Below are 20,381 nucleotides of genomic sequence, written 5' to 3'. Positions count from 1 at the left end.
GCACCGTCGCGCTGCTGTAAAGCTATGTGTGCAAAACGTAAAAAGCGAAGCGTTTGGGGCGCTTCGCTTTTCAGGGGGTGACGGGCAACGGTGGGCGGCTGTGCTTATTTGGCCTTGACCGCACACTCCGCGCACTGGCCATACAGCGCCATCGAGTGGTCATGCACGATCCAGCCCTTGCTCTTGGCAATCGACTGCTGGCGCTTTTCGATCTCGGGGTCATAGAACTCCTCGACCTTGCCGCAACTGGTGCAGACAAAATGGTCGTGGTGCTGGCCTTCGTTGAGCTCGTAGACGGCCTTGCCACTCTCGAAGTTGCTGCGGATCAGGATGCCGGCCTGCTCGAACTGGGTCAGCACGCGGTAGACGGTCGCCAAACCGATATCGGAGCGCTCTTCCAGCAGCACGCGGAACACATCTTCGGCCGTCATGTGGCGCTGCGCACCGTTCTGGAAGATATCCAGAATCTTCAGCCGGGGCAGCGTGGCCTTGAGGCCAGTGCTTTTGAGTTCTTCAATATTTTTCATAACAAGGTCTTTCAAGTGGGCCCGATTGGTATACGGACTTCTGGAGAAGGCCTGGAGACCAGCCGCTACAATGGCCGATCATATCGCTATGTCTATAACCATGCCTGAATTTGTTCGTTCCGGTGTCCGCATGGCGGCGCTGTTGGCCCTGGGCGCCAGTGTGGCCGCTTGCGGCTCCTTCAATGAAGCCAGCCGTAAGTTCGCCAGCGCCATCACCCCCTACAAGGTGGAGGTGGTGCAGGGCAATGTGATCACCAAGGAGCAGGTCGACGCACTGCAAAAAGGCATGAGCCGTCAGCAGGTCAAGGATCTGCTGGGCACTCCGCTGCTGGCCAGCGTGTTCCATGCCAACCGCTGGGACTACGTGTTCACCATCAAGCGCAAGGGCGTGCCGGAGCAGGAGCGCCGCTTTACCGTGTACTTCGACGATACCGGTCTGGAGCGCTTTGAAGGCGATGAAATGCCCAGCGAGCAGGAGTTCGTAGCCTCGGTCACGACCTCGATCAAGAACCCCAAGGTGCCACGCCTGGAGGCGACGCCTGAGGAGCTGGCTAAGTACAAGGCCGATTCGTCCGCCCCAGCCCCCAGTGCAGATACCGGCACCAGCGACGCGATCACCACCCCGCCCCCCGCCAACTACCCGCCGCTGGAATCCCCCCAGCGTTGATGCCATGGCGCTGGCATGCACCCGCGCTGCGCTGGCAGCGGGTGGCCAGCACCGCCTTTGGGCCGTGTCCGATGTCCGCTGAGATGCTGCCCGCTTGAGCCCCAGGATCCGATCCATGACCGCCCCCCTCTCCTCCTCCACCAGTCCCCGTATTGCCGTCGCCATTGCAGGCGCCAGCGGCCGCATGGGCCGCATGCTGATCGAAGCCGTGCTGGCCAGCCCCGACCTGCAGTTGAGCGGCGCGCTCGATGCGCCGGGCAACCCCAGCCTGGGCACCGATGCGGGCGCTTTTCTGGGGCGCAACACCGGCGTGCAGATCACCGCCGACCTGAACCAGGGCCTGCAGGGCGCGGATGTGCTGATCGATTTCACCCGCCCCGAAGGCACCTTGGCGCACCTGGCGCTGGCGGCGGAACGTGGCGTCGGCGTGGTCATTGGCACCACCGGCTTCAGCGACGCGCAAAAAGCGCAGATCCGCCAGTTGGCAGACAAGACCGCCGTCCTGCTCTCGCCCAATATGAGCGTGGGCGTGAACGTGACCTTCAAGCTGCTGGAGATGGCGGCCAAGGCCTTGCAGGAAGGCGGCTACGACATCGAAATCGTCGAGGCCCACCACAAGCACAAGGTCGATGCCCCCTCGGGCACGGCCTTGAAAATGGGCGAGGTGATTGCCGAAGCCCAGGGCACGCAGCTGGCCGACCGCGCCGTCTACGAGCGCTTTGGCCACACTGGCGCGCGCGTGGCCAACAGCATCGGCTTTGCCAGCATGCGCGGCGGCGATATCGTTGGCGACCACACCGTGCTGTTTGCCGGCGATGGCGAGCGCATCGAGATCTCCCACAAGTCCAGCAGCCGTGCAGGCTACGCCAATGGCAGCCTGCGTGCCGCACGCTACCTGGCCCGCCAGAAGGCCGGCCTGTTCGACATGTACGACCTGCTCGGCCTGAAATAAACCCAGCCCGGCACAGCCACCCCGCTTTTTAGAAGGACGGCCAACCATGACGATCTGGCAATGGCTCTCGCAAGCAGACGGCGTCGCCCGGGCCACGGCCCTGGTCTTGTTGCTGATGTCCGTCGCCAGCTGGGTGCTGATTCTCTACAAGGCCTGGTGGCTGGGCCGCGCCCATGGTGCCACCTTGCGCGCCACTGACGCCTTCTGGCAGGCCAGCAGTTGGGAGCAGGCACGCCTGGAGCTGCCCAAGATGGACCGCGCCGCCTTGCTGACGCCGGTGGCCGATGCCATTGCGCACATTGTGGCAGCCGAGCCCGCCGCCCACCACAGCCTGGCTGTGGCCAGCGGCGCCCAGGTGCAAACCACCCGCGTGCTGCGCGAGGCGCTGCATGGCGCCAGCCACCGGCTGCAATGGGGGCAGACGGTACTGGCCTCCATCGGTGCCACGGCCCCGTTTGTCGGTTTGCTCGGCACGGTCTGGGGCATCCACCAGGCACTGGCGGCATTGGCCGGTGCAGACCATGTCAGCCTGGAGCAGCTGGCCGGCCCTGTGGGCGAGGCGCTGGTGATGACCGCCGCCGGACTGGCCGTCGCCTTGCCGGCCGTGCTGGCCTACAACCTGCTGGGCCGCAAGCTCGCGCAGGTCGAGGAGCTGCTCGAAGGCTTTGCCCACGACATGCAGACCTGGGCCTTGCAGCAGGCGGCCCAGGCGCCGCAGGCCTACGCCGGCATGCAGGCCCACAACACCGTGGACGCCATTGCGCTGGTGGGCAGCCGCTGAGCCGCCGCCAACCCAGCTATTGCACCATGGCATTCGGTCGCTTCAACAAAACCCCGGCCAGCCCGCCGATCAGCGCGATCAATGTGACGCCGCTGGTCGATGTGATGCTGGTGCTGCTGGTCATCTTCATCATGGCTGCCCCATTGCTGGCCGCCTCGATTCGCCTGGACCTGCCCCCGGCCGCCAGCGCCACGCGGGCTAACCCGCCCGCCGCGATTGCGGTGCAGATCAATGCCCAGGGCGAGTTGTTTGCCGATGGCAAGGCTACTGATATGGACGCCCTCAAGGACCTGCTCAAGCAGCAGGCCGAACGCAATCCGCAGACCGAGGTGCAGCTGTCCATCGACCAGAGCCTGCCCTATGCCCGCGCCGTCGAGCTGATGGATGCGGCGCAAACCGCGGGCCTGAGCCGCATGGGCTTTGTGGCCCAACCGCAGGCGCCCGCAGCGCGCTGAGCCCCTGTGCCCAGCCCCGCCCGGTCGCGTTTGGCTGGGCCTGACAGTATCGTTTGAAGCTACCTGACCGGGCGCATGGCCAGGTCCGTACCCGTTTGGTTATATTGCTGCCTGTGCCGTCCGCATGGGGCGGTGGCACCCAGGCCCTTGCTGCACCAGCATGCGATGGCCCACCAACGAGGAACACACGGATGGACTCCACCCTCTACCAGGTCAATGCCCAGTCGGCGCCCGGTGACCCGCGCATGGCGCCGCTGTATGCATTGGCCGTCTCGGCCGGTGCGCCCGCCGATCTGGCCCGCAAGATCCGCACCGGCTTGCTGCTGGTCGCCGCATTGCTGGTCGCCAGCGGGCTGATCTTCTGGGTGGCGGCCAACTGGCAGGCGCAGTCGCACTGGTTCAAGCTGGGGCTGATCGAAGGCACGCTGGCGCTGTCCGTGCTGGCCGCCTGCCTGTGGCCACGCCTGCGGCTGGCCGCGATGTTCTGCGCCACCCTGGTGCTGGGCGGTCTGCTGGCCTATGTCGGCCAGACCTACCAGACCGGCGCCGATGCCTGGCAGCTGTTTGCCGCCTGGGCTGCGCTGGCGCTGGTCTGGGTGGCACTGGCCGCCAGCGATCTGCTCTGGTCCGTCTGGGTGCTGATCGCCGCCGCGGCCATTGTCTTTTGGACCGGCAAGCTCGACCTCTGGCAGGTGCTGGTCGCCGACCGCGACAGCTTTGCGCAGCTGATGCTGCGCCTGGCGCTCTGGCTGGCGTTGGCGCTGGTACCGCTGCTGGTGTACTGCGTGCCGGCCTTGCGGGTGCGTGGCGGCATGGGCTGGTGGTCGCAACGCCTGGCGCTGGGCGGCGCACTGGCGGCCTGGTCGGCGATTGCCACCGTGCAACTGTTTGACGACGCCACACGCCAGACCGTGGCGGCCTTTGCACTCAGTGCTGCCTTGGTGGCTGGCAGCCTGCTGGTGTCGCTGTTCAGCCGTTTTCGCGACTTCATCTGCACCTGCCTGGCCACGTTGGCGGCCAATGTCCTGGTGCTGTCGCTCATCGCCCGCTGGATATTCGAGTGGCATGAGACCGAAGCCCTGCTTGCCTTTGCCGTCATCGTGATGGTCTGCCTGGGCATCTCGGTCAAGGCCCTGATCACCGCGCAGCACTACCTGCACGCCCAGCAACGCGACCACCAGGAGGTGCTGTGATGGCTGCCATCCGTCCTTTGTCCTTTCTGCGTACCCAACCCAGCTGGTGGGCCCAGGCCCGCCAGCAAGGCCTGGTGCAAGGCGATGCGCCGGCCCCGGATCTGGAGGAGCCGCCCGTCCTGGTGCTGGCACTGGCCATGCTGGGCGCACTGGCCAGCCTGGTGCCGCTGGCGGTGTTTTTGGCATTTGCGCTGGGCGAGCGCTTTGTGTTCGGCACCGGCGGCGTCGTGCTGGGCCTGGTGTTGCTGGCCGCAGCCGGTGGCTTGATGCACCAGTCGCGCCAGGCCTTCGTCAACTGCGTGGCGCTCGTGCTCTGGTGCGCAGGCGGGCTGCTGGTACTGGTCAACCTGGGCGATGTCGCCGACTCGCGCCTGGGCATGCTGCTGATTGGCACGCTATCGGCGCTGGTGCTGATGCTCGGCGCCGCGCTGGCGCAGATGCGCTGGATCCAGTCGCTGATGGGCCTGGGCTGGGGCATGGCCGTGGTGGTCAGCCTGATGGCGCTGCAGTCCTGGCTGCCAGCGATGTTGCCGCTGCAGCTCGATGCACTGCTGCCCGCCCTGCTCTGGTGCCTGTGGCTGCGTGCCGAGCCCGCCCGCCTGGCCCAAGCGGCGCAGCGCTGGTCCCAGCCACGCTGGGCGGCCTTTGCCGATGCGGCCATCGTCGGTGTGCTGATCAGCCATGTCGCCTCCGACTATGTAGCCCGGGCGGTCTTCTGGGAACAGCGTGGCGACTTTATCCCCTGGGCCTTCCCTGCCGGGCGCGCACTGGCCGTCGTGGTGGTGGCGCTGGCGACCTGGATGCTGGCGCGGCAATGGCGCGCCCGAGGCACCACCAACCGCCAGGGCGAGCACAGCCTGCTGCTGGCCGGTGCCATGCTGGCGCTGGCCGCGTGGTTCAGCCCCGGTCTGGCCGTCGTCAGCCTGGTGGCAGCGGGTGCCCTGCTGGCGGCGCGCTGGCGCATTGCGGTGCTCTGCGCGCTGCTGGCGCTGGTCGCGCTGGCCCAGTTCTACTACCACCTGGGCTGGTCGCTGGCCGCCAAGGGCCTGGGCCTGGCGCTGGTTGGCGTGCTGCTGCTGGCCTGTCTGTGGGCGTTGCGCCGCGCAGCCGATGCACATGCAAGCGCAGGCGCGCCGCCAGCAGCGCCACAGCGCCGTCTGCAATGGGTGGGTCTGGCCGTGGGCGCGGTGCTGGCGCTGGGCATCGTGAACTGGGATGTGCGCGGCAAGGAGCAGGTCATTGCCCATGGCCAGCGCATTCTGGTGCCGCTGGTCCCGGTGGACCCCCGCTCCTTGATGCAGGGCGACTATATGGCGCTGAACTTTGCACTGCCCTTTGACATGCGTGAAAAGCTCCAGAACATCGTCAGCCCCCGCCAGCTGGTGCGTGCCAGCATTGACGACCAGGGCGTGGCCACCATCCAGGGCTTGCTGACCGCTACCGACACCTTGCAAAAAGGCGAACTGGCCCTGCCGCTCAAACGCCTCAAGGGCCAGTGGGTGCTGGTGACCGATGCCTATTTCTTCCCCGAAGGGCAGGGCCGCCATTTTGAGCAGACCCGCTATGGCGACTTCCGGGTGCTGCCCGATGGCCGCGCGCTGCTGGTGGGCCTGGCAGATGGCGATGGCCAGCCGGTGCTGCCGCTGCCCGGCCGCTCGATCTGGGAAAGCCCATTGGGCATCCACAGCCCGGAAGCGACCAGCGCAGCCAGCGAAGCGCCGGTGCCAGAGCCCGACGAGCCGGTGGCCGTGGCGCCGGAGCCGCCGCCAGCAGCGGTAGCGAACGTGCCGTCTCCGGCGCCAGCCCCGGCCCAGGGCACGCGCCGCTAGGCAACAGGCAGGCTCAGCGCTGCAGGGCCTGCACCTCGTGCTGGCGCAGCGCCACCTGCATGTCATTGCCCGAGGGCACCTGGAACACGCGCAGGCCGAACTCCGGCAGGATGGCAATCAGGTGGTCAAAGATATCGCCCTGGATGGCCTCGTATTCCAGCCAGGCGGTGGTGTCGGTAAAGGCGTATATCTCCAGCGGCGAGCCCTGGTTGGTCGGCTCCATGGCGCGGGCCATCAAGGTCATGTCCTTGCGCAGTTTGGGGTGGGCCTGCAGGTAGGCATTGCAGTAGGCGCGGTAGGTGCCGATATTGGTGAGCTGGCGCAGGTTGACGATCTCGTCGGCCATGTCCGGGGCCTTGGCGGAAAAATCCTGGTTGTACGCGGTGATCTCGGCGACCTTGCTTTCCAGGTAAGGGCGCAGCAGCGCGATATGGCTCAGCTCGGCGATTTCGGCACGGGTCAGAAAGCGCACCGAGGTGGTGTCGATGCACAGGGGCCGCTTGATGCGGCGGCCGCCCGATTCCGACATGCCGCGCCAGTTCTTGAAGCTGTCGCTCATCAAACGCCAGGTGGGGATGGTGGTGATGGTGTTGTCCCAGTTGCGCACCTTGACGGTGTTGAGCGCCATGTCCACCACGGCGCCATCGGCGCCGACCTGGTTCATCTCCAGCCAGTCGCCCACGCGCAGGATGTCATTGCTGGCCAGCTGCACACCGGCAGTGAACGACAGGATCGTGTCCTTGAACACCAGCATCAGCACCGCCGACATGGCACCCAGGCCGCTGAGCAGAATCAGCGGCGAGCGGTCGATCAACGTGGCCACCATCACGATGCCCGCGACCACCATCACCAGCATCTTGCCCAGCTGCACATAGCTTTTGACCGAGCGTGTGCTTTGTTCGGCCTCCAGCTGGCTCTCATTGGCCTCCTGGATGCTGTCCATGATCGCGCAGAGCAGGCGCGCCACCTGCAGCGCCGTCACGGCAATGGCCACATTGCGGATCACCGTGCTGGCAATGACCGGCAGGTGCGGCACGGCGGCAATCCCCGTCTGAACGACCAGCGAGGGCACGATCTGCGCCACGCGCACGAGGATGCGGTTGTCGAGCAAGGTACGCAGCCAGACCGCGCCCAGGCTGGCGCGAAAGCGCGGCACGATCTGCAGCAGGGCCAGACGCACCACCAGGCGCAGCGCATAGGCCAGCAACACCAAGGCCGCCAGTCCGGCGGCCGTTTGCATCCAGGGTTCAAATTTTTCCAGGGTTTCCCAGGTCACGAGGCAAGGTCCTTTCAAAGAGGGGGAGGATGAATCGGGTGGAAATGGGGGATGCAGCCGGCACGGCCAAGGGCGCGCCGCCATCACAGAATTGGCTATCGATAAAGAGGTAGCCATTTATTTTTACATGCACTGGATAACCGCACCCGAGCGTGCGGCACTCGCGATCCACGGGCTATGGCGATGGGCCTACAATCTTTGCCCAATTGACCTCGCCCCGGAAAGCCCGTGGGCGGCCGCTTTTTCCTGACCAGTTCCATGCAAGAAAAATACAACCACTCCGACGTAGAAGCCGCCGCGCAAAGCCAGTGGCAAGCCCAAGATGCCTACCGCGTGTCCGAGGACGCGGGCAAGAAAAAGTTCTACGCCTGCTCGATGCTGCCCTACCCCAGCGGCAAGCTGCACATGGGCCATGTGCGCAACTACACGATCAACGACATGCTGACGCGCCAGCTGCGCATGCAGGGCTACAACGTGCTGATGCCAATGGGCTGGGATGCTTTTGGTCTGCCCGCAGAGAACGCCGCGATCAAGAACAGCGTGCCGCCTGCGCAGTGGACCTACGACAACATCGCCTACATGAAAAAGCAGATGCAGGCGATGGGTCTGGCCATCGACTGGAGCCGCGAGGTCGCCACCTGCGACCCCGACTACTACAAGTGGAACCAGTGGCTGTTCCTGAAGATGCTGGAAAAGGGCATCGCCTACCGCAAGACCCAGACCGTGAACTGGGACCCGGTGGACCAGACCGTGCTGGCCAATGAGCAGGTGATCGACGGCCGTGGCTGGCGCACCGGCGCGCTGGTGGAAAAGCGCGAGATCCCGGGCTACTACCTGGCCATCACCCAGTACGCGCAAGAGCTGCTGGACCATGTGCAAATGGGCAACGACAAGGCAACCTTGACCGGCTGGCCCGACAAGGTGCGCCTGATGCAGGAAAACTGGATCGGCAAGAGCGCCGGCGTGCGCTTTGCGTTCACGCATGACGTGAAGAACGCCGACGGCAGCTTGATCGGCGACGGCAAGATGTATGTCTTCACGACGCGTGCCGACACCATCATGGGCGTGACCTTCTGCGCCGTGGCGCCTGAGCACCCGCTGGCCCTGCATGCCGCCGCCACCAACCCCGAGCTGGCCGCCTTCATCGAAGAATGCAAGAAGGGCGGCACCACCGAGGCCGAACTCGCCGTCAAGGAAAAGGAAGGCAAGCCCACGGGCCTGTTCGTCACCCACCCGATCACCGGCGCGCAGGTCGAGGTCTGGATCGGCAACTATGTGCTGATGAGCTATGGCGACGGCGCCGTGATGGGCGTGCCCGCCCACGACGAGCGCGACTTTGCGTTTGCCAACAAATACGGCCTGCCGATCCGCCAGGTGGTCGCCGTGGAAGGCGAAGGCCCCTACGACAAGCAGCAGTGGCATGACTGGTATGGCGACAAGGATCGCGGCGTCCTCATCGAATCGGGCGCCTTTGATGGCCTGCACTACAAGGAAGGCGTGCAAGCGGTGGCCAAGGCGCTCGAAGCCAAGGGCCTGGGCGAACTCAAGACCACCTGGCGCCTGCGCGATTGGGGCGTGAGCCGCCAGCGCTACTGGGGCACGCCGATCCCGATCATCCATTGCGAAGACTGCGGTGCCCAACCGGTGCCTGAGAAGGACCTGCCGGTCGTGCTGCCGCAAGACCTGGTGCCCGATGGCTCCGGCAACCCGCTGATCAAGAGCGAAGCCTTCCACGCTGGCGTGGTCTGCCCTTGCTGCGGCAAGCCTGCCCGCCGCGAGACCGACACCATGGACACCTTCGTGGATTCGTCCTGGTACTTCATGCGCTATTGCGATGCCAAGAACAGCGAGAAGATGGTGGCCGACGGCGCTGACTACTGGATGCCGATGGACCAGTACATCGGCGGCATCGAGCATGCGATCCTGCACTTGCTGTACGCCCGCTTCTGGACCAAGGTCATGCGTGACCTGGGCCTGGTCAAGGTCGACGAGCCCTTCACCAAGCTGCTGACCCAGGGCATGGTGCTCAACCACATCTACAGCCGCCGCACCGCCAAGGGCGGCAAGGAATACTTCTGGCCCAAGGATGTGGAGCAGGTGTTTGACGAGACCGGCAAGGCCGTGGGCGCCAAGCTCAAGGTTGCCGTGGACAGCGCCGATGGCCTGCTGCCTGAAGGCACCGCGATCGACTACGAGGGCGTGGGCACCATGTCCAAGTCCAAGAACAACGGTGTCGATCCGCAGGACCTGATCGAAAAGTACGGCGCCGACACCGCGCGCCTCTACACGATGTTCACCGCGCCGCCCGAGCTGACCCTGGAGTGGAACGAGTCGGCCGTCGAAGGCAGCTACCGCTTCCTGCGCCGGGTCTACAACTTCGGCAGCAAGCTGCATGCGGCTGAGTTCGATGCTGCCCGCGCCCAGGCAGCCAACGCTGCCAGTGCCGCCTTTGGCAAGGAAGCCAAGGCGCTGCGCCTGGAGATCCACACCGTGCTCAAGCAGGTGGCCTATGACTACAGCCGCATGCAGTACAACACCGTGGTGTCGGGCGCGATGAAGATGATCAACGCGCTGGAAGACTTCAAGGCCGTGGACAGCGAAGGCGGCCGTGCTGCGCTGGTCGAGGGCTTTGGCATTTTGCTGCGTGCGCTCTACCCGGCCACCCCTCACCTGACGCAGGTGCTGTGGGATGCGCTGGGCTACCAGCAGGCCTTCGGGGGCCTGCTGGATGCCGCCTGGCCCGAGGTCGATGCCCAGGCGCTGGTGCAGGACGAAATCGAGCTGATGCTGCAGGTCAACGGCAAGCTGCGCGGCTCGATCGTCGTGGCCGCCGGTGCCGACAAGGCCACGATTGAAGCCGCTGCTCTGGCCAATGAAGACTTCCAGAAAATCGCCAATGGCGCGGTGCCCAAGAAAGTCATCATCGTGCCGGGCCGCCTGGTGAACGTGGTAGTCTAAGCGCCATGCAAAAACGCACGCTGCTTACTGCCCTGGCAAGCGTGCCGCTGCTGGCGGCATGCGGCTTCAAACTGCGCGGATCGGTGGATTTCGCCTTCAAATCGCTGTATTTGAACGGCAGCGCCAATTCGGCCTTCCTCAAAGAACTGCAACGCCACCTGGAGGCTGCCGGCAGCCTGCAGGTGCTGCGCGACCCGACCCAGGCCACGCAGGCCGAGGCCATCTTCGATGACCTGGGCCAGCGCCGCGAGCGCGTCGTCGTCTCGCGCAATGCGGCCGGCGAGGTGCGCGAGCTGCAGATCCGCCTGATCACGCGCTTTCGGGTGCGTGATGCCAAGGGCGGGCTCTATGTGCCCGATTCCGAGCTGATGCAGTACCGCGAAATCAGCTACCTGGAAACCTACGCGCTGTCCAAGGCCAACGAAGAGGAAATGCTCTACCGCAACATGCAGACCGACATCGTTCAGCAGATCGTGCGCCGCCTGGCCATCGTCAAGTCCGTCACCCCTACCGAATGACAAGCGCTGCGGCCCCGCAGCCCGGGAAGCGCCACCAAGCATGCAAGTGCCGTTGAATCAGTTGAGTGCCCAGCTGGGCAAGGGGCTGCGGTCTCTGTACACCGTGCATGGCGACGAGCCCCTGCTGGTGCAAGAGGCCGTGGATGCCATCCGCGCCAGCGCGCGCGCCAACGGCTATACCGAGCGCAGCAGCTTTACCGTCGCCGGTGCCCATTTCGACTGGAGCGCGGTGCTGGCAGCCGGTGGCAGCCTGAGCCTGTTTGCCGACAAGCAGATCATCGAAGTGCGCATCCCCAGCGGCAAGCCCGGCAAGGAAGGCAGCACGGCGCTGCAGCAGCTGGTCAGCAGCAGCGTGGACAATGACAGCACCCTGACTATTGTGGTGCTGCCGCGCCTGGACAAGGCCACCAGGACCGGTGCCTGGTTTGCCGCGCTGGAGTCGCATGGCGTCACCGTGCAGATCGACAGCATCGAGCGGGCCGCACTGCCTGCCTGGATCGCCCAGCGCCTGCAGCAGCAAAAGCAGCATGTCAAAGCCGGTGAAGAAGGCCAGCGCACCCTGGCCTTTTTTGCCGACCGGGTCGAGGGCAACCTGCTCGCCGCCCACCAGGAAATTCAAAAGCTCGGCCTGCTCTACCCGGCGGGCGAGCTCGGCTTTGAACAGGTCGAGCAGGCGGTGCTGAACGTTGCCCGCTATGACGTGTTCAAGCTCTCGGATGCCGTGCTGTCCGGCCAGGTGCTGCGCACCGAGCGCATGCTCAACGGCCTGCAGGCCGAAGGTGAGGCCGAGGTGCTGGTGCACTGGGCGCTGGCCGAAGACATCCGCGCGATGAAACGGGTCAAGGACGCGCTGCGCAATGGCCGACCCATGCCGATGGCCCTGCGCGAGAACCGCGTCTGGGGCAACAAGGAGCGCCATTTCGAGCGCGTGCTGCCCCGCATCAGCGATGCCACCGTCGCCCGCCTGCTGCACTCGGCCCATGCGGTCGATGGCATCGTCAAGGGGCTGAAGGTGCCCGAGTGGCCGGCCAATGGCTGGCAGGCACTGCACCGCCTGGCCTTGCAGACCTGCAAGGCCTGCAGCAGCCGCTAACAGTCCTCTGCAAAGCTTGCCTTCATGCACGCATCCAGCGCTGCATGGCCAGCTGGCGCAGGTTTCAGCATCTGTTCTCCATAAGGCATTCGCCATGCAAGCACTGCAGTTCGGTTACACCATCATCTACGTGCCCGATGTTGCGGCATCGCTGGCTTTTTTCTCACAGGCCTTTGGCCTGGCCACCCGTTTTCTGCACCCGTCGGGCAGCTATGGCGAGCTGGACACGGGCGCCACCACCTTGGCCTTTGCCGACCACGCGCTGGGCCATGCCAATTTCAGCGGCGGCCATGTGGCAGCCTCTGAATCGGCCCAACCGCTGGGTGTGGAGATTGCACTGGTCAGCGGCGATGTCGCTGCGGCCTACGAACGTGCACTGGCCGCCGGCGCAACGGCATTGGCTGCACCGACCACCAAGCCCTGGGGCCAGGTGGTGGCCTATGTGCGCTGCCCGGATGGCAGCCTGGTGGAGCTGTGCTCGCCGGTGGCGGCCTCCTAAGGCAGCGCCTGCGTATCAAACATCGTACGCCGTGTATTCGTGAAATGCGGCCGCACCCGCGCGCTCCACTCTGTCCCCCGTACCGCCAGCCAAGCCGGGCAGCCCATCACCTCCGCATCGACCAGGTCATAGCAGGCCAGCGACAGCGGGCCATGGTCCAGGTTCAGGTAACGAAAGGCCTGTGCGGTGCCCGCCACGCTGGCCAGACCGGGCAGATGCTCCTGGTCATACCAGGCAAACAGCTCGTCCTGCCAGCCGCTCTCGGGGTCCATTTCGACGGCATAGTGCACGGGTGTGGCCTCGCCCAGGGCGGGGCCGGTGCAGTGCATCACCAGTTGCAGGCGCGATAGCTCGCAAGCCGCCAGGCCGGCGATGCCCGCATTCTGCAAACGGCGCTCGGCCTGCACTGTTTGATCAGCGCTCAGCGGCTGCGGGCTGCCAAGTGCAAAGTACAGATAGGCGGTGCCTTGCGGCTGCTGGGCCACACGTAGCAAACGCAGATCGGCCAAGTCCTGGCGCAGCAGCGCCAGGGCGGTCTGCGCCAGCGTGGTGGCAGTTGCATGCGCCACTGGCGTGCAGCGCAGCAGCAGGCTGTCGATGGCGGGTGTGGACATCAGTGGCCAATCTCAAAGGCGTTCAAGAAGCGCGACACCATGTTGTAGGCGCCGATGGTGGCAAACAGCTCCACCTGCTCCTGCGCACTGAAGCGCGCAGCCACCTGGGCAAACAGCGGCTCGGGCACCTGCAGATCGCGGGTCAGCGCATCGGTCACCGCAATGGCCAGTTGCTGCAGGTCATCCCAGGCCGGGCTGGCAGCGGTGCCGGTGTCGCGCGTCGCATCGATGGCAGCCTGGGTCACGCCGGCCTTGAGCGCATGCGGCACATGGGCATCGAACTCATAGGCGGCCTGGTTGAGCATGGCTACCCGCAGGATGATCAGCTCGCGCAGCCCGGCATCGATGCTGCTGTAGTTGCGTACCGCAGAGAGCATCTGCTCCCAGCCCTTGGCAATGGCGGGGCTGTGCAGCAGCACCTGGTAGAGCGGCGAGATGCGGCCACGCTCGGCCTGGATCTGTTGCTCCAACTCCGCCAGGGCACTGCGGGTGCCTGGCTCAATCGCTTCTATGCGCATGTCGGTCTTTCCATCTCAATCGGGGGTGATGCGGTTGCGGCGGATGATGGCCGTCCACTTCTCGGTGTCGGTCGCCAGCTGCTGGGCCAGCGCCTCGGGGCTGGAGCCCACCACCTCGGCACCGGAGGCCTCGATCTTGCGCTGCACATCGGGCGCATGCAAGGCCGCATGGATGGCGCGGCTCAGGCTGGCCGCTACCTGGGCGCTGGTGCCCTTGGGTGCAAACACCGCATACCAGTTGTTCGAATCCACACCCTTGTAGCCCAGCTCGTCGAACGTGGGCACATTCGGATAGCGGGCGCTGCGCTTGGCAGCAGCAATGCCCACGGGCCGGAACTTGCCGCTGTCGATGGCGCCCACCAGGCCGGGAATATCACCAAAAAAGCCATCGACATGGCCGGCCATCAGATCGGTGATGGCGGGGGCCGCGCCCTTGTAGGGCACATGCATCAGGTTCAGGCCGGCCGATTCATTGAGCTGGATGGCCGCCAGATGCGGCACGCTGCCGGTGCCCGAGGACGCCATCGTCATCGGCTTGTCCTTGCGCTGGCTGGCAGCCTGCACAAAGTCCTTGCCGTCCTTGAAGCTGGTCTGCGCGTTGACCACCATGATCTCCACATTGTTGACCACCAGCGAGACGGGCACCAGATCGCTGGCGGGCTTGTAGTTGAGCTTGGGGTAGAGCGCGGGGTTGATGGCCACCGCGCCCACGCTGGTGAGCCACAGGGTCTTGCCGTCGGGTGCCGAGCGGATCACGCTGTCCGCGGCAATCGCGCCGTTGGCGCCGGGCTTGTTTTCCACAATCACCGGGTGGCCCAGTTCCTTGGCCAGCTGCTGCGACATGCTGCGCGCAATGAAGTCCACCGGGCCGCCTGGCGGAAAGGCCACCAAGAGGCGTGTCATATCGCTTTGCGCCATCGCGCTGCTGGCGCAGCCCAGCGCGGCGCCCAGCATGGCGGCATGCAGCCACTGGCGGGCCGAGGGAAAGGCTTGGAATCGCATGGTTGTCTCCTTGATCAGTCTTGCTTTATCCGCAGCGCACGGTCATACCGCCGTCCACCACAATCTCGGTGCCCGTCACAAAGCGCGATTCGTCACAGGCCAGAAACAGCGCCGCATTGGCGGTGTCGCGGCCATCACCCATGAAGGGCAGCGGAATGCGCGCCTGGCGCTGGGCCAGCAACGCCTCGACATCGCCCCCCGCGCGCTGGCCGGCCAAGCGGGTCTCGACCATGGGCGTGTGCAACTGGCCGGGCACGACGGTGTTCACGCGGATGCGGTGCGGCGCGTACTGCACGGCCAGCACCTTGGAAAACTGGATCACCGCCGCCTTGCTCGATGCATAGGCAATCTGCGCCGCGCCGGTCCAGCGCATGCCCGAGGTCGATGAGATATTGACGATGCTGCCCGCGCCCTGCGCCTGCATCAGCGGCAGCACCGCCTTGCAGCACAGAAACACGCTTTTGAGGTTGTAGTCCAGCTGGGCATCCCAGACCGCTTCGTCCATCTCCACGGGTCCGCCCTTGGCCGAGCCGCCCACGTTGTTGACCAGCACATCGATGCGCCCGAGCGCCGCCTGGCAGGCCTGCACCGATGCCGCGATCGACGCCGGGTCCATCACATCGCAGTGGCCCGCCACAAACTGGCCGCCGGCGCTGCGGATGCTGTCTTCGGTCTCGCGCAGCGCCTCGGCATTGCGGTCCACGCCAAACACCAGCGCGCCTTCCTGCGCAAAGCGGATCGCGGTGGCGCGGCCATTGCCCCAGCCGGCGCCTGCGGCCCCGGCGCCGGTGATGTAGACCACCTTGCCGGCCAGACGGCCTTGCGGGTTGACGGGGGTGTGGGCATCAAAAATCGGCATGCTGGTTCCTCGCGAATTTTTCAGACAGCAAAGCGGTAGAGGCGCTGGGGGTTGTCCACCAGCAAGGCCTGCAGATGCGCCGGGTTGGGGCTGAACTGCGCCAGCGCATCGACCAGCATGCCGTCATCGGGCACATGGGTGTGGTTGGGGTGGGGCCAGTCACTGCCCCAGAGCACGCGGTCGGGCACATGGGCCACCAGCTCCTGCGCACGCGCAATGCCGTGCTGGTAAGGCGGTGTCGCATCGATACGGTCGATACCGCTGACCTTGACGTAAAACAGCGGCTGCTCCAGAAGCCGCAGCAGTGCCTGGAAATCGGCCCCTTCGCGGCCCAGCGTAGCATCGACGCGGCCCATGTGGTCGATCACCACCGGGCAGGCCGATTGCTGCAGCACAGGGCCCAGGCTGTGGACCAGTGCGCTCTCAAAATGGATCTGCAGATGCATGCCCAGCTCGGCCAGCATCGGCGTCAAGGCCACCACGTCCTCGACCGAGGCGCCGGTGTTCAGGTGCTTCATGAAGTTGAAGCGGATCGCCCGAAAGCCGGCCACCGCCAGGCGCTGCAGCTCGGCATGCGTAACCGACAGCGGCACCAGCGCCACACCCAGGTAGCGGCCGCCTCCGTGGGCAATCGCATCCTCGACCACGCGGTTGTCATAGCCATGGCAGGCCGATTGCACGATCACGCAGCGGCTGATGCCCAGATGGCGGTGCAGCGCGAACAAGGTGTCCTTGCCGGCATCGGCAGGGGTGAAACTGCGTTGCGCTGCATAGGGAAAGGCATGCACCGGTCCAAACACATGCACATGGCTGTCGCAGCTGCCGGCGGGCAGCACCAGGCTGGGGCGCGAGGGCGCCAGCATATAGGTCTGTACGGGCTGCTGGAGGTCGGGAGTCGGGGCGTTCATGCAAGGCCATCAAAGAGTCGTCTTGGGCGCATTGTGGAACTGCCAACTTCTTGATCACCTATAAAATCCAAATATCAGATATAGAGATGATGCATGGATTTTGTGCGCTTGCAGTACTTCATGGCGGTGGCCCAGGCCCAAAGCTACAGCAAGGCCGCTGCGGCGCTGAACCTGAGCCAGCCAACCTTGAGCCGCCAGGTGCAGCTGCTGGAGGCCGAGCTGGGCCAGCCGCTGCTCGAGCGCCATGGCCGGGGCGTGCGGCTGACCGAATCGGGCAAAGCCATGCTGGCCCATGGGCGCAGCATCAGCGCGGCCGTGGATGCCGCCAAGGCCGACATGGCCAACCGCCTGCAAAGCCCGCGCGGCAAGGTACGGCTGGGTTTGCCGCCGCTGGTGGCCAGCCTGATCACACCCGATGTGGTGCAGCAGTTTTTGCAGGCCTGCCCCGATGCCTCGATCATTGTCGAAGAGAGCCTGAGCATTCGGCTGCGCGAATGGCTGCTGGCCGACCGCCTCGATGTGGCCGTGCTGTTTGACCCCAGCCCCACGCCGCAGCTGTTGACCGAGCCGCTGACGCGCGAACCGCTGGTGCTGATCAGCACCCGGCCGTTGCCCGAGCGGGTCAAGGTCGCCCAGCTGGTGGATTACCCGCTGGTGCTGCCCAGCCGCCCGCAGGCGCTGCGCATGATTTTTGACGATGCGGTGGAGGACCAGCAGCTGCCGCTGCGCATCGTGGCCGAGGTCGATTCCATCAAGATGGTGTTGTCCCTGGTCGCGCGCAATGTGGGCTGCTCGGTCGTCCCCGCCAGCGCCGTCAAGACCTGGCCGGGCAGCGCGCCGGTGTTCACCGCCCAGGTCAGCCATCCGGTGATCCGCAACCGCATCGTGCTGGCCACGCCGGCAGCGCGGCCGCACAACCGCCTGGTCAAGGCCGTGCACGGGATTCTGAAGCCACTGATGAAGCAGCACTTCAGCGCCTGAATACCTCGCCGTTTCAGCGCCCTTCTTGCTGGCTTCTGCGCCCGCCCGGGGCGGCTCAGCAGCTATTGATTTCAGAAATTTTTGAAATGTCCGGTACACACCAGGCAGCGATGGACTTTATTTCTCACCACAATGGACATTTTTTCTCACACAAGACAAGGTCTGTAGCAGCGACTGCTCAGGGCCCTCTGCACAGCGCCTATTCCTGGCCTTGTGCAGAGGGCCCCTGCGCCTGCCAGGCCCAAGACAGATTCGAGGATCGATATGACACAACAAGCGCGTGAACCGTCACTGGCCGTGCGCCTGCTGCTCGGCGTGCTGGGCGCAGTGCTGGCCATGGCCGGCCTGGCCTTCCTGGTCGGCGGCGGCAAACTCATCAGCCTGGGCGGCAGCTGGTACTTTTTGCTGGCGGGCCTGGGCCTGCTGCTGTCGGGTGTGCAGGTGCTGCGCGGCCGCCGCTCGGGCGGCTGGCTCTACCTGGCCACCTTTGCGGCCACCGTGCTGTGGGCCCTGGCCGAGGTGGGCCTGGACTACTGGAGCCTGGTCTCGCGCCTGCTGGCGATGACCTTTGGCGCAGCGGTGGTCAGCGCCTGCCTGCCGCTGCTGCAAGGCGGCGCTCCGCGCGCTCGCGGCAACAAGGGCCCGCTGGCTTTGGCAGGCGTGCTGCTGCTCGTGGGCCTGGTGAGCTTTGCCTCCATGTTCCAGATCCACCCCGAGGTGCAGAACCAGGCCACCATCAGCCGCAAGCCGGTGGATGCCGCCAGCGCGCAAAAGGACTGGAGCCACTATGGCAACAGCACGAACAATGACCGCTTTGCGGCGCTGGACCAGATCAATGTGGACAACGTCAACCAGCTGCAAGTGGCCTGGACCTTCCGCACCGGCGATGTGCCCCAATCCACCGGCGCCGGTGCCGAAGACCAGACCACGCCGCTGCAAGTGGGTGACAAGGTGTTTGTCTGCACGCCCAGCAACAACGTGATTGCGCTGGATGCCGATACCGGCAAGCAGCTGTGGCGCCACGACACCAACTCGCATGTGGGCGGTGTCTGGGAACGCTGCCGGGGCCTGGCCTACTTTGATGCCAATGCGCCGCTGCCGGTGCCGCAGGTAGCGGGCTCGTCGCCCGTGCAGCCCGTTGTGCTGCCCGCTGGCGACCAGTGCCAGCGCCGCATTGTGATGAACACCATCGACGCGCGCCTGTTTGCCATCAACGCCGACAACGGCGAGCTCTGCGCCGGATTTGGCAACCAGGGCATTGTCGATCTGAAGCGAGGCCTGGGCACCATTGCCAACCCCGCTTACTACACCCTCACCTCGGCCCCCACCGTGGCCGGCACCACCATCGTGATCGGCGGCCGTGTCGCCGACAACGTGCAGGTCGATATGCCCGGCGGCGTCATCCGTGGCGTTGACGTGATGACCGGCGCGCTGCGCTGGGCCTTTGATGCGGGCTCCAACACGCCCAACGAGGTGCTGGCCCCTGGCGCCACCTACACACGCTCATCCGCCAATGTGTGGGCCGGTACCACCTACGATCCGAGCTCCAACACCGTCTACCTGCCGATGGGCTCGCCCTCGGTCGATCTGTATGGCGTGCCCCGCTCTGCAGCCGATCTGAAGTACGGTGCGTCCATCCTGGCGCTCGATGCCGCCAACGGCCATGAGAAATGGGTCTACCAGACCGTGCACAACGATCTTTGGGATTTTGATATTCCGATGGCCCCGACGCTGATCGACTTCCCGGCAAAAGATGGCAGCACCACGCCCGCGCTGGTCGTGGGCACCAAGGCCGGCCAGATCTTTGTGCTGGACCGCCAAAGCGGCCAGCCGCTGACCCAGGTGGACGATGTGCCGGTCAAGCCCGCAGGCATCCCTGGCGAAAAATACGCGGCGACCCAGCGCGTGTCCGTCGGCATGCCGCAGATTGGCACCCAGACCCTGACCGAAGCCGACATGTGGGGTGCCACGCCGCTGGACCAGCTCGTCTGCCGCATCAAGTTCAAATCGATGCGCTATGAAGGCCTGTTCACGGCACCGTCCACCGATGTATCGCTGAGCTTCCCCGGATCGCTGGGCGGCATGAACTGGGGCGGTATCTCGGCCGATCCGAACAACCACCTGATCTTTGTGAACGACATGCGCCTGGGCCTGTGGGTGCAGATGATGCCGCAAAAGCCCAAGGCCACGCTGTCCGACGGCGGCGAGCAGCCCAACACCGGCATGGGCCAGGTGCCGCTGGGCGGCACGCCCTATGCGGTGATCAAGGACCGCTTCATGTCACCGCTGGGCATCCCCTGCCAGAAGCCGCCTTTCGGCACGCTCTCGGCCATCGACATGCAGACCCAGCAGGTGGTCTGGCAAGTGCCGGTGGGCACCGTACAGGACACCGGCCCGCTGGGCATCAAGATGCGCCTGCCGTTGCCAGTCGGCCTGCCCACCCTGGGCGGCAGCCTGTCGACCCAGGGCGGCCTGGTGTTCTTTGCCGGCACGCAGGATTACTACCTGCGCGCCTGGAACACCGCCAACGGCCAGGAGATCTGGAAAAGCCGCCTGCCGGTGGGCAGCCAGGGCGGCCCGATGACCTACCAATCGCCCAAAACCGGCAAGCAGTATGTGCTGATCTCCGCCGGCGGCGCGCGCCAGTCGCCCGACCGTGGCGACTACGTGATCGCCTACGCCTTGCCTGACAAGGCCCGGTAAGCACGCAGGGGTTGCCCTGCCCCTGACCCGAAAAGCGCTATGGCCTGC

Annotated in this window: 19 protein-coding genes; 12 read left to right on the top strand and 7 right to left on the bottom strand. The window is 65.5% G+C overall.

Annotated features, from left to right (window positions below):
* Positions 1 to 104: 104 nt before the first annotated feature.
* Positions 105 to 527: a ferric iron uptake transcriptional regulator gene (gene fur, locus ACCQ08_RS21220; RefSeq protein WP_021025553.1), complete on the bottom strand. Its 423-nt coding sequence runs from the start codon at positions 525 to 527 to the stop codon at positions 105 to 107.
* Between the two features lie 100 nt (positions 528 to 627).
* On the opposite strand from fur, the gene ACCQ08_RS21215 reads away from it, so the two are divergent.
* From ACCQ08_RS21215 to ACCQ08_RS21190, 6 genes are all read left to right on the top strand, one after another.
* Entirely contained in the window at positions 628 to 1,194 is a 567-nt protein-coding gene (locus ACCQ08_RS21215; RefSeq protein ID WP_239810399.1) for an outer membrane protein assembly factor BamE, read from the top strand.
* A 115-nt stretch (positions 1,195 to 1,309) separates the two neighbouring features.
* Positions 1,310 to 2,146: a 4-hydroxy-tetrahydrodipicolinate reductase gene (gene dapB, locus ACCQ08_RS21210; RefSeq protein WP_373450916.1), complete on the top strand. Its 837-nt coding sequence runs from the start codon at positions 1,310 to 1,312 to the stop codon at positions 2,144 to 2,146.
* 46 nt (positions 2,147 to 2,192) lie between these two features.
* Positions 2,193 to 2,927, top strand: coding sequence for a MotA/TolQ/ExbB proton channel family protein (locus ACCQ08_RS21205; RefSeq protein WP_312417522.1), 735 nt, complete (start codon positions 2,193 to 2,195; stop codon positions 2,925 to 2,927).
* Positions 2,928 to 2,953: 26 nt separating this feature from the next.
* On the top strand, positions 2,954 to 3,382 hold the full coding sequence (locus ACCQ08_RS21200; protein WP_239810396.1) for a biopolymer transporter ExbD: 429 nt from the start codon (positions 2,954 to 2,956) through the stop codon (positions 3,380 to 3,382).
* Between the two features lie 191 nt (positions 3,383 to 3,573).
* On the top strand, positions 3,574 to 4,575 hold the full coding sequence (locus ACCQ08_RS21195; RefSeq protein WP_369461270.1) for a DUF2157 domain-containing protein: 1,002 nt from the start codon (positions 3,574 to 3,576) through the stop codon (positions 4,573 to 4,575).
* Positions 4,575 to 6,404: a GDYXXLXY domain-containing protein gene (locus ACCQ08_RS21190; RefSeq protein ID WP_373450915.1), complete on the top strand. Its 1,830-nt coding sequence runs from the start codon at positions 4,575 to 4,577 to the stop codon at positions 6,402 to 6,404. The genes ACCQ08_RS21195 and ACCQ08_RS21190 overlap by 1 nt, the downstream gene beginning before the upstream one ends.
* Positions 6,405 to 6,417: 13 nt before the next feature.
* Here the strand turns inward: ACCQ08_RS21190 and ACCQ08_RS21185 are convergent, their stop codons facing one another.
* The gene (locus ACCQ08_RS21185; RefSeq protein ID WP_373450923.1) at positions 6,418 to 7,644 is read right to left on the bottom strand and encodes a mechanosensitive ion channel family protein; all 1,227 of its coding nucleotides are present in this window, start codon (positions 7,642 to 7,644) and stop codon (positions 6,418 to 6,420) included.
* A gap of 294 nt (positions 7,645 to 7,938) precedes the next feature.
* On the opposite strand from ACCQ08_RS21185, the gene leuS reads away from it, so the two are divergent.
* From leuS to ACCQ08_RS21165, 4 genes are all read left to right on the top strand, one after another.
* Complete coding sequence (gene leuS / locus ACCQ08_RS21180) at positions 7,939 to 10,638, top strand: leucine--tRNA ligase (RefSeq protein ID WP_373450914.1); 2,700 nt, start codon at positions 7,939 to 7,941, stop codon at positions 10,636 to 10,638.
* A 5-nt stretch (positions 10,639 to 10,643) separates the two neighbouring features.
* Complete coding sequence (gene lptE, locus ACCQ08_RS21175) at positions 10,644 to 11,156, top strand: LPS assembly lipoprotein LptE (protein WP_239810391.1); 513 nt, start codon at positions 10,644 to 10,646, stop codon at positions 11,154 to 11,156.
* Between the two features lie 40 nt (positions 11,157 to 11,196).
* Positions 11,197 to 12,249, top strand: a complete 1,053-nt coding sequence (gene holA, locus ACCQ08_RS21170; protein WP_239810390.1) for a DNA polymerase III subunit delta — start codon at positions 11,197 to 11,199, stop codon at positions 12,247 to 12,249.
* A 103-nt stretch (positions 12,250 to 12,352) separates the two neighbouring features.
* Complete coding sequence (locus tag ACCQ08_RS21165; protein ID WP_373450922.1) at positions 12,353 to 12,748, top strand: VOC family protein; 396 nt, start codon at positions 12,353 to 12,355, stop codon at positions 12,746 to 12,748.
* Here ACCQ08_RS21165 and ACCQ08_RS21160 read toward each other — a convergent pair.
* The 5 genes from ACCQ08_RS21160 to ACCQ08_RS21140 are packed head-to-tail and all read right to left on the bottom strand — an operon-like array spanning position 12,745 to position 16,649.
* Entirely contained in the window at positions 12,745 to 13,362 is a 618-nt protein-coding gene (locus tag ACCQ08_RS21160; protein WP_373450913.1) for a hypothetical protein, read from the bottom strand. The genes ACCQ08_RS21165 and ACCQ08_RS21160 overlap by 4 nt on opposite strands.
* On the bottom strand, positions 13,362 to 13,880 hold the full coding sequence (locus ACCQ08_RS21155) for a carboxymuconolactone decarboxylase family protein (protein WP_373450912.1): 519 nt from the start codon (positions 13,878 to 13,880) through the stop codon (positions 13,362 to 13,364). The genes ACCQ08_RS21160 and ACCQ08_RS21155 overlap by 1 nt, the downstream gene beginning before the upstream one ends.
* Before the next feature lie 15 nt (positions 13,881 to 13,895).
* Positions 13,896 to 14,882: a Bug family tripartite tricarboxylate transporter substrate binding protein gene (locus ACCQ08_RS21150; RefSeq protein ID WP_373450911.1), complete on the bottom strand. Its 987-nt coding sequence runs from the start codon at positions 14,880 to 14,882 to the stop codon at positions 13,896 to 13,898.
* A gap of 25 nt (positions 14,883 to 14,907) precedes the next feature.
* Positions 14,908 to 15,741 (bottom strand): SDR family oxidoreductase, encoded by an 834-nt coding sequence (locus ACCQ08_RS21145; RefSeq protein WP_312461796.1) that lies wholly within the window; start codon positions 15,739 to 15,741, stop codon positions 14,908 to 14,910.
* 20 nt (positions 15,742 to 15,761) lie between these two features.
* The gene (locus tag ACCQ08_RS21140; protein WP_373450910.1) at positions 15,762 to 16,649 is read right to left on the bottom strand and encodes an amidohydrolase; all 888 of its coding nucleotides are present in this window, start codon (positions 16,647 to 16,649) and stop codon (positions 15,762 to 15,764) included.
* A gap of 93 nt (positions 16,650 to 16,742) precedes the next feature.
* On the opposite strand from ACCQ08_RS21140, the gene ACCQ08_RS21135 reads away from it, so the two are divergent.
* Positions 16,743 to 17,630 carry a LysR family transcriptional regulator gene (locus tag ACCQ08_RS21135; RefSeq protein ID WP_312461794.1) on the top strand — a complete coding sequence of 296 codons (888 nt, stop codon included), beginning with the start codon at positions 16,743 to 16,745 and terminating at the stop codon, positions 17,628 to 17,630.
* 264 nt (positions 17,631 to 17,894) lie between these two features.
* On the top strand, positions 17,895 to 20,333 hold the full coding sequence (locus ACCQ08_RS21130; protein ID WP_373450909.1) for a membrane-bound PQQ-dependent dehydrogenase, glucose/quinate/shikimate family: 2,439 nt from the start codon (positions 17,895 to 17,897) through the stop codon (positions 20,331 to 20,333).
* Positions 20,334 to 20,381 lie beyond the last annotated feature (48 nt).

The organism is Comamonas sp. SY3 (assembly GCF_041730275.1).
GTDB lineage: Bacteria > Pseudomonadota > Gammaproteobacteria > Burkholderiales > Burkholderiaceae_C > Comamonas > Comamonas sediminis.
This window is presented reverse-complemented; position numbering and strand designations above follow the sequence as displayed.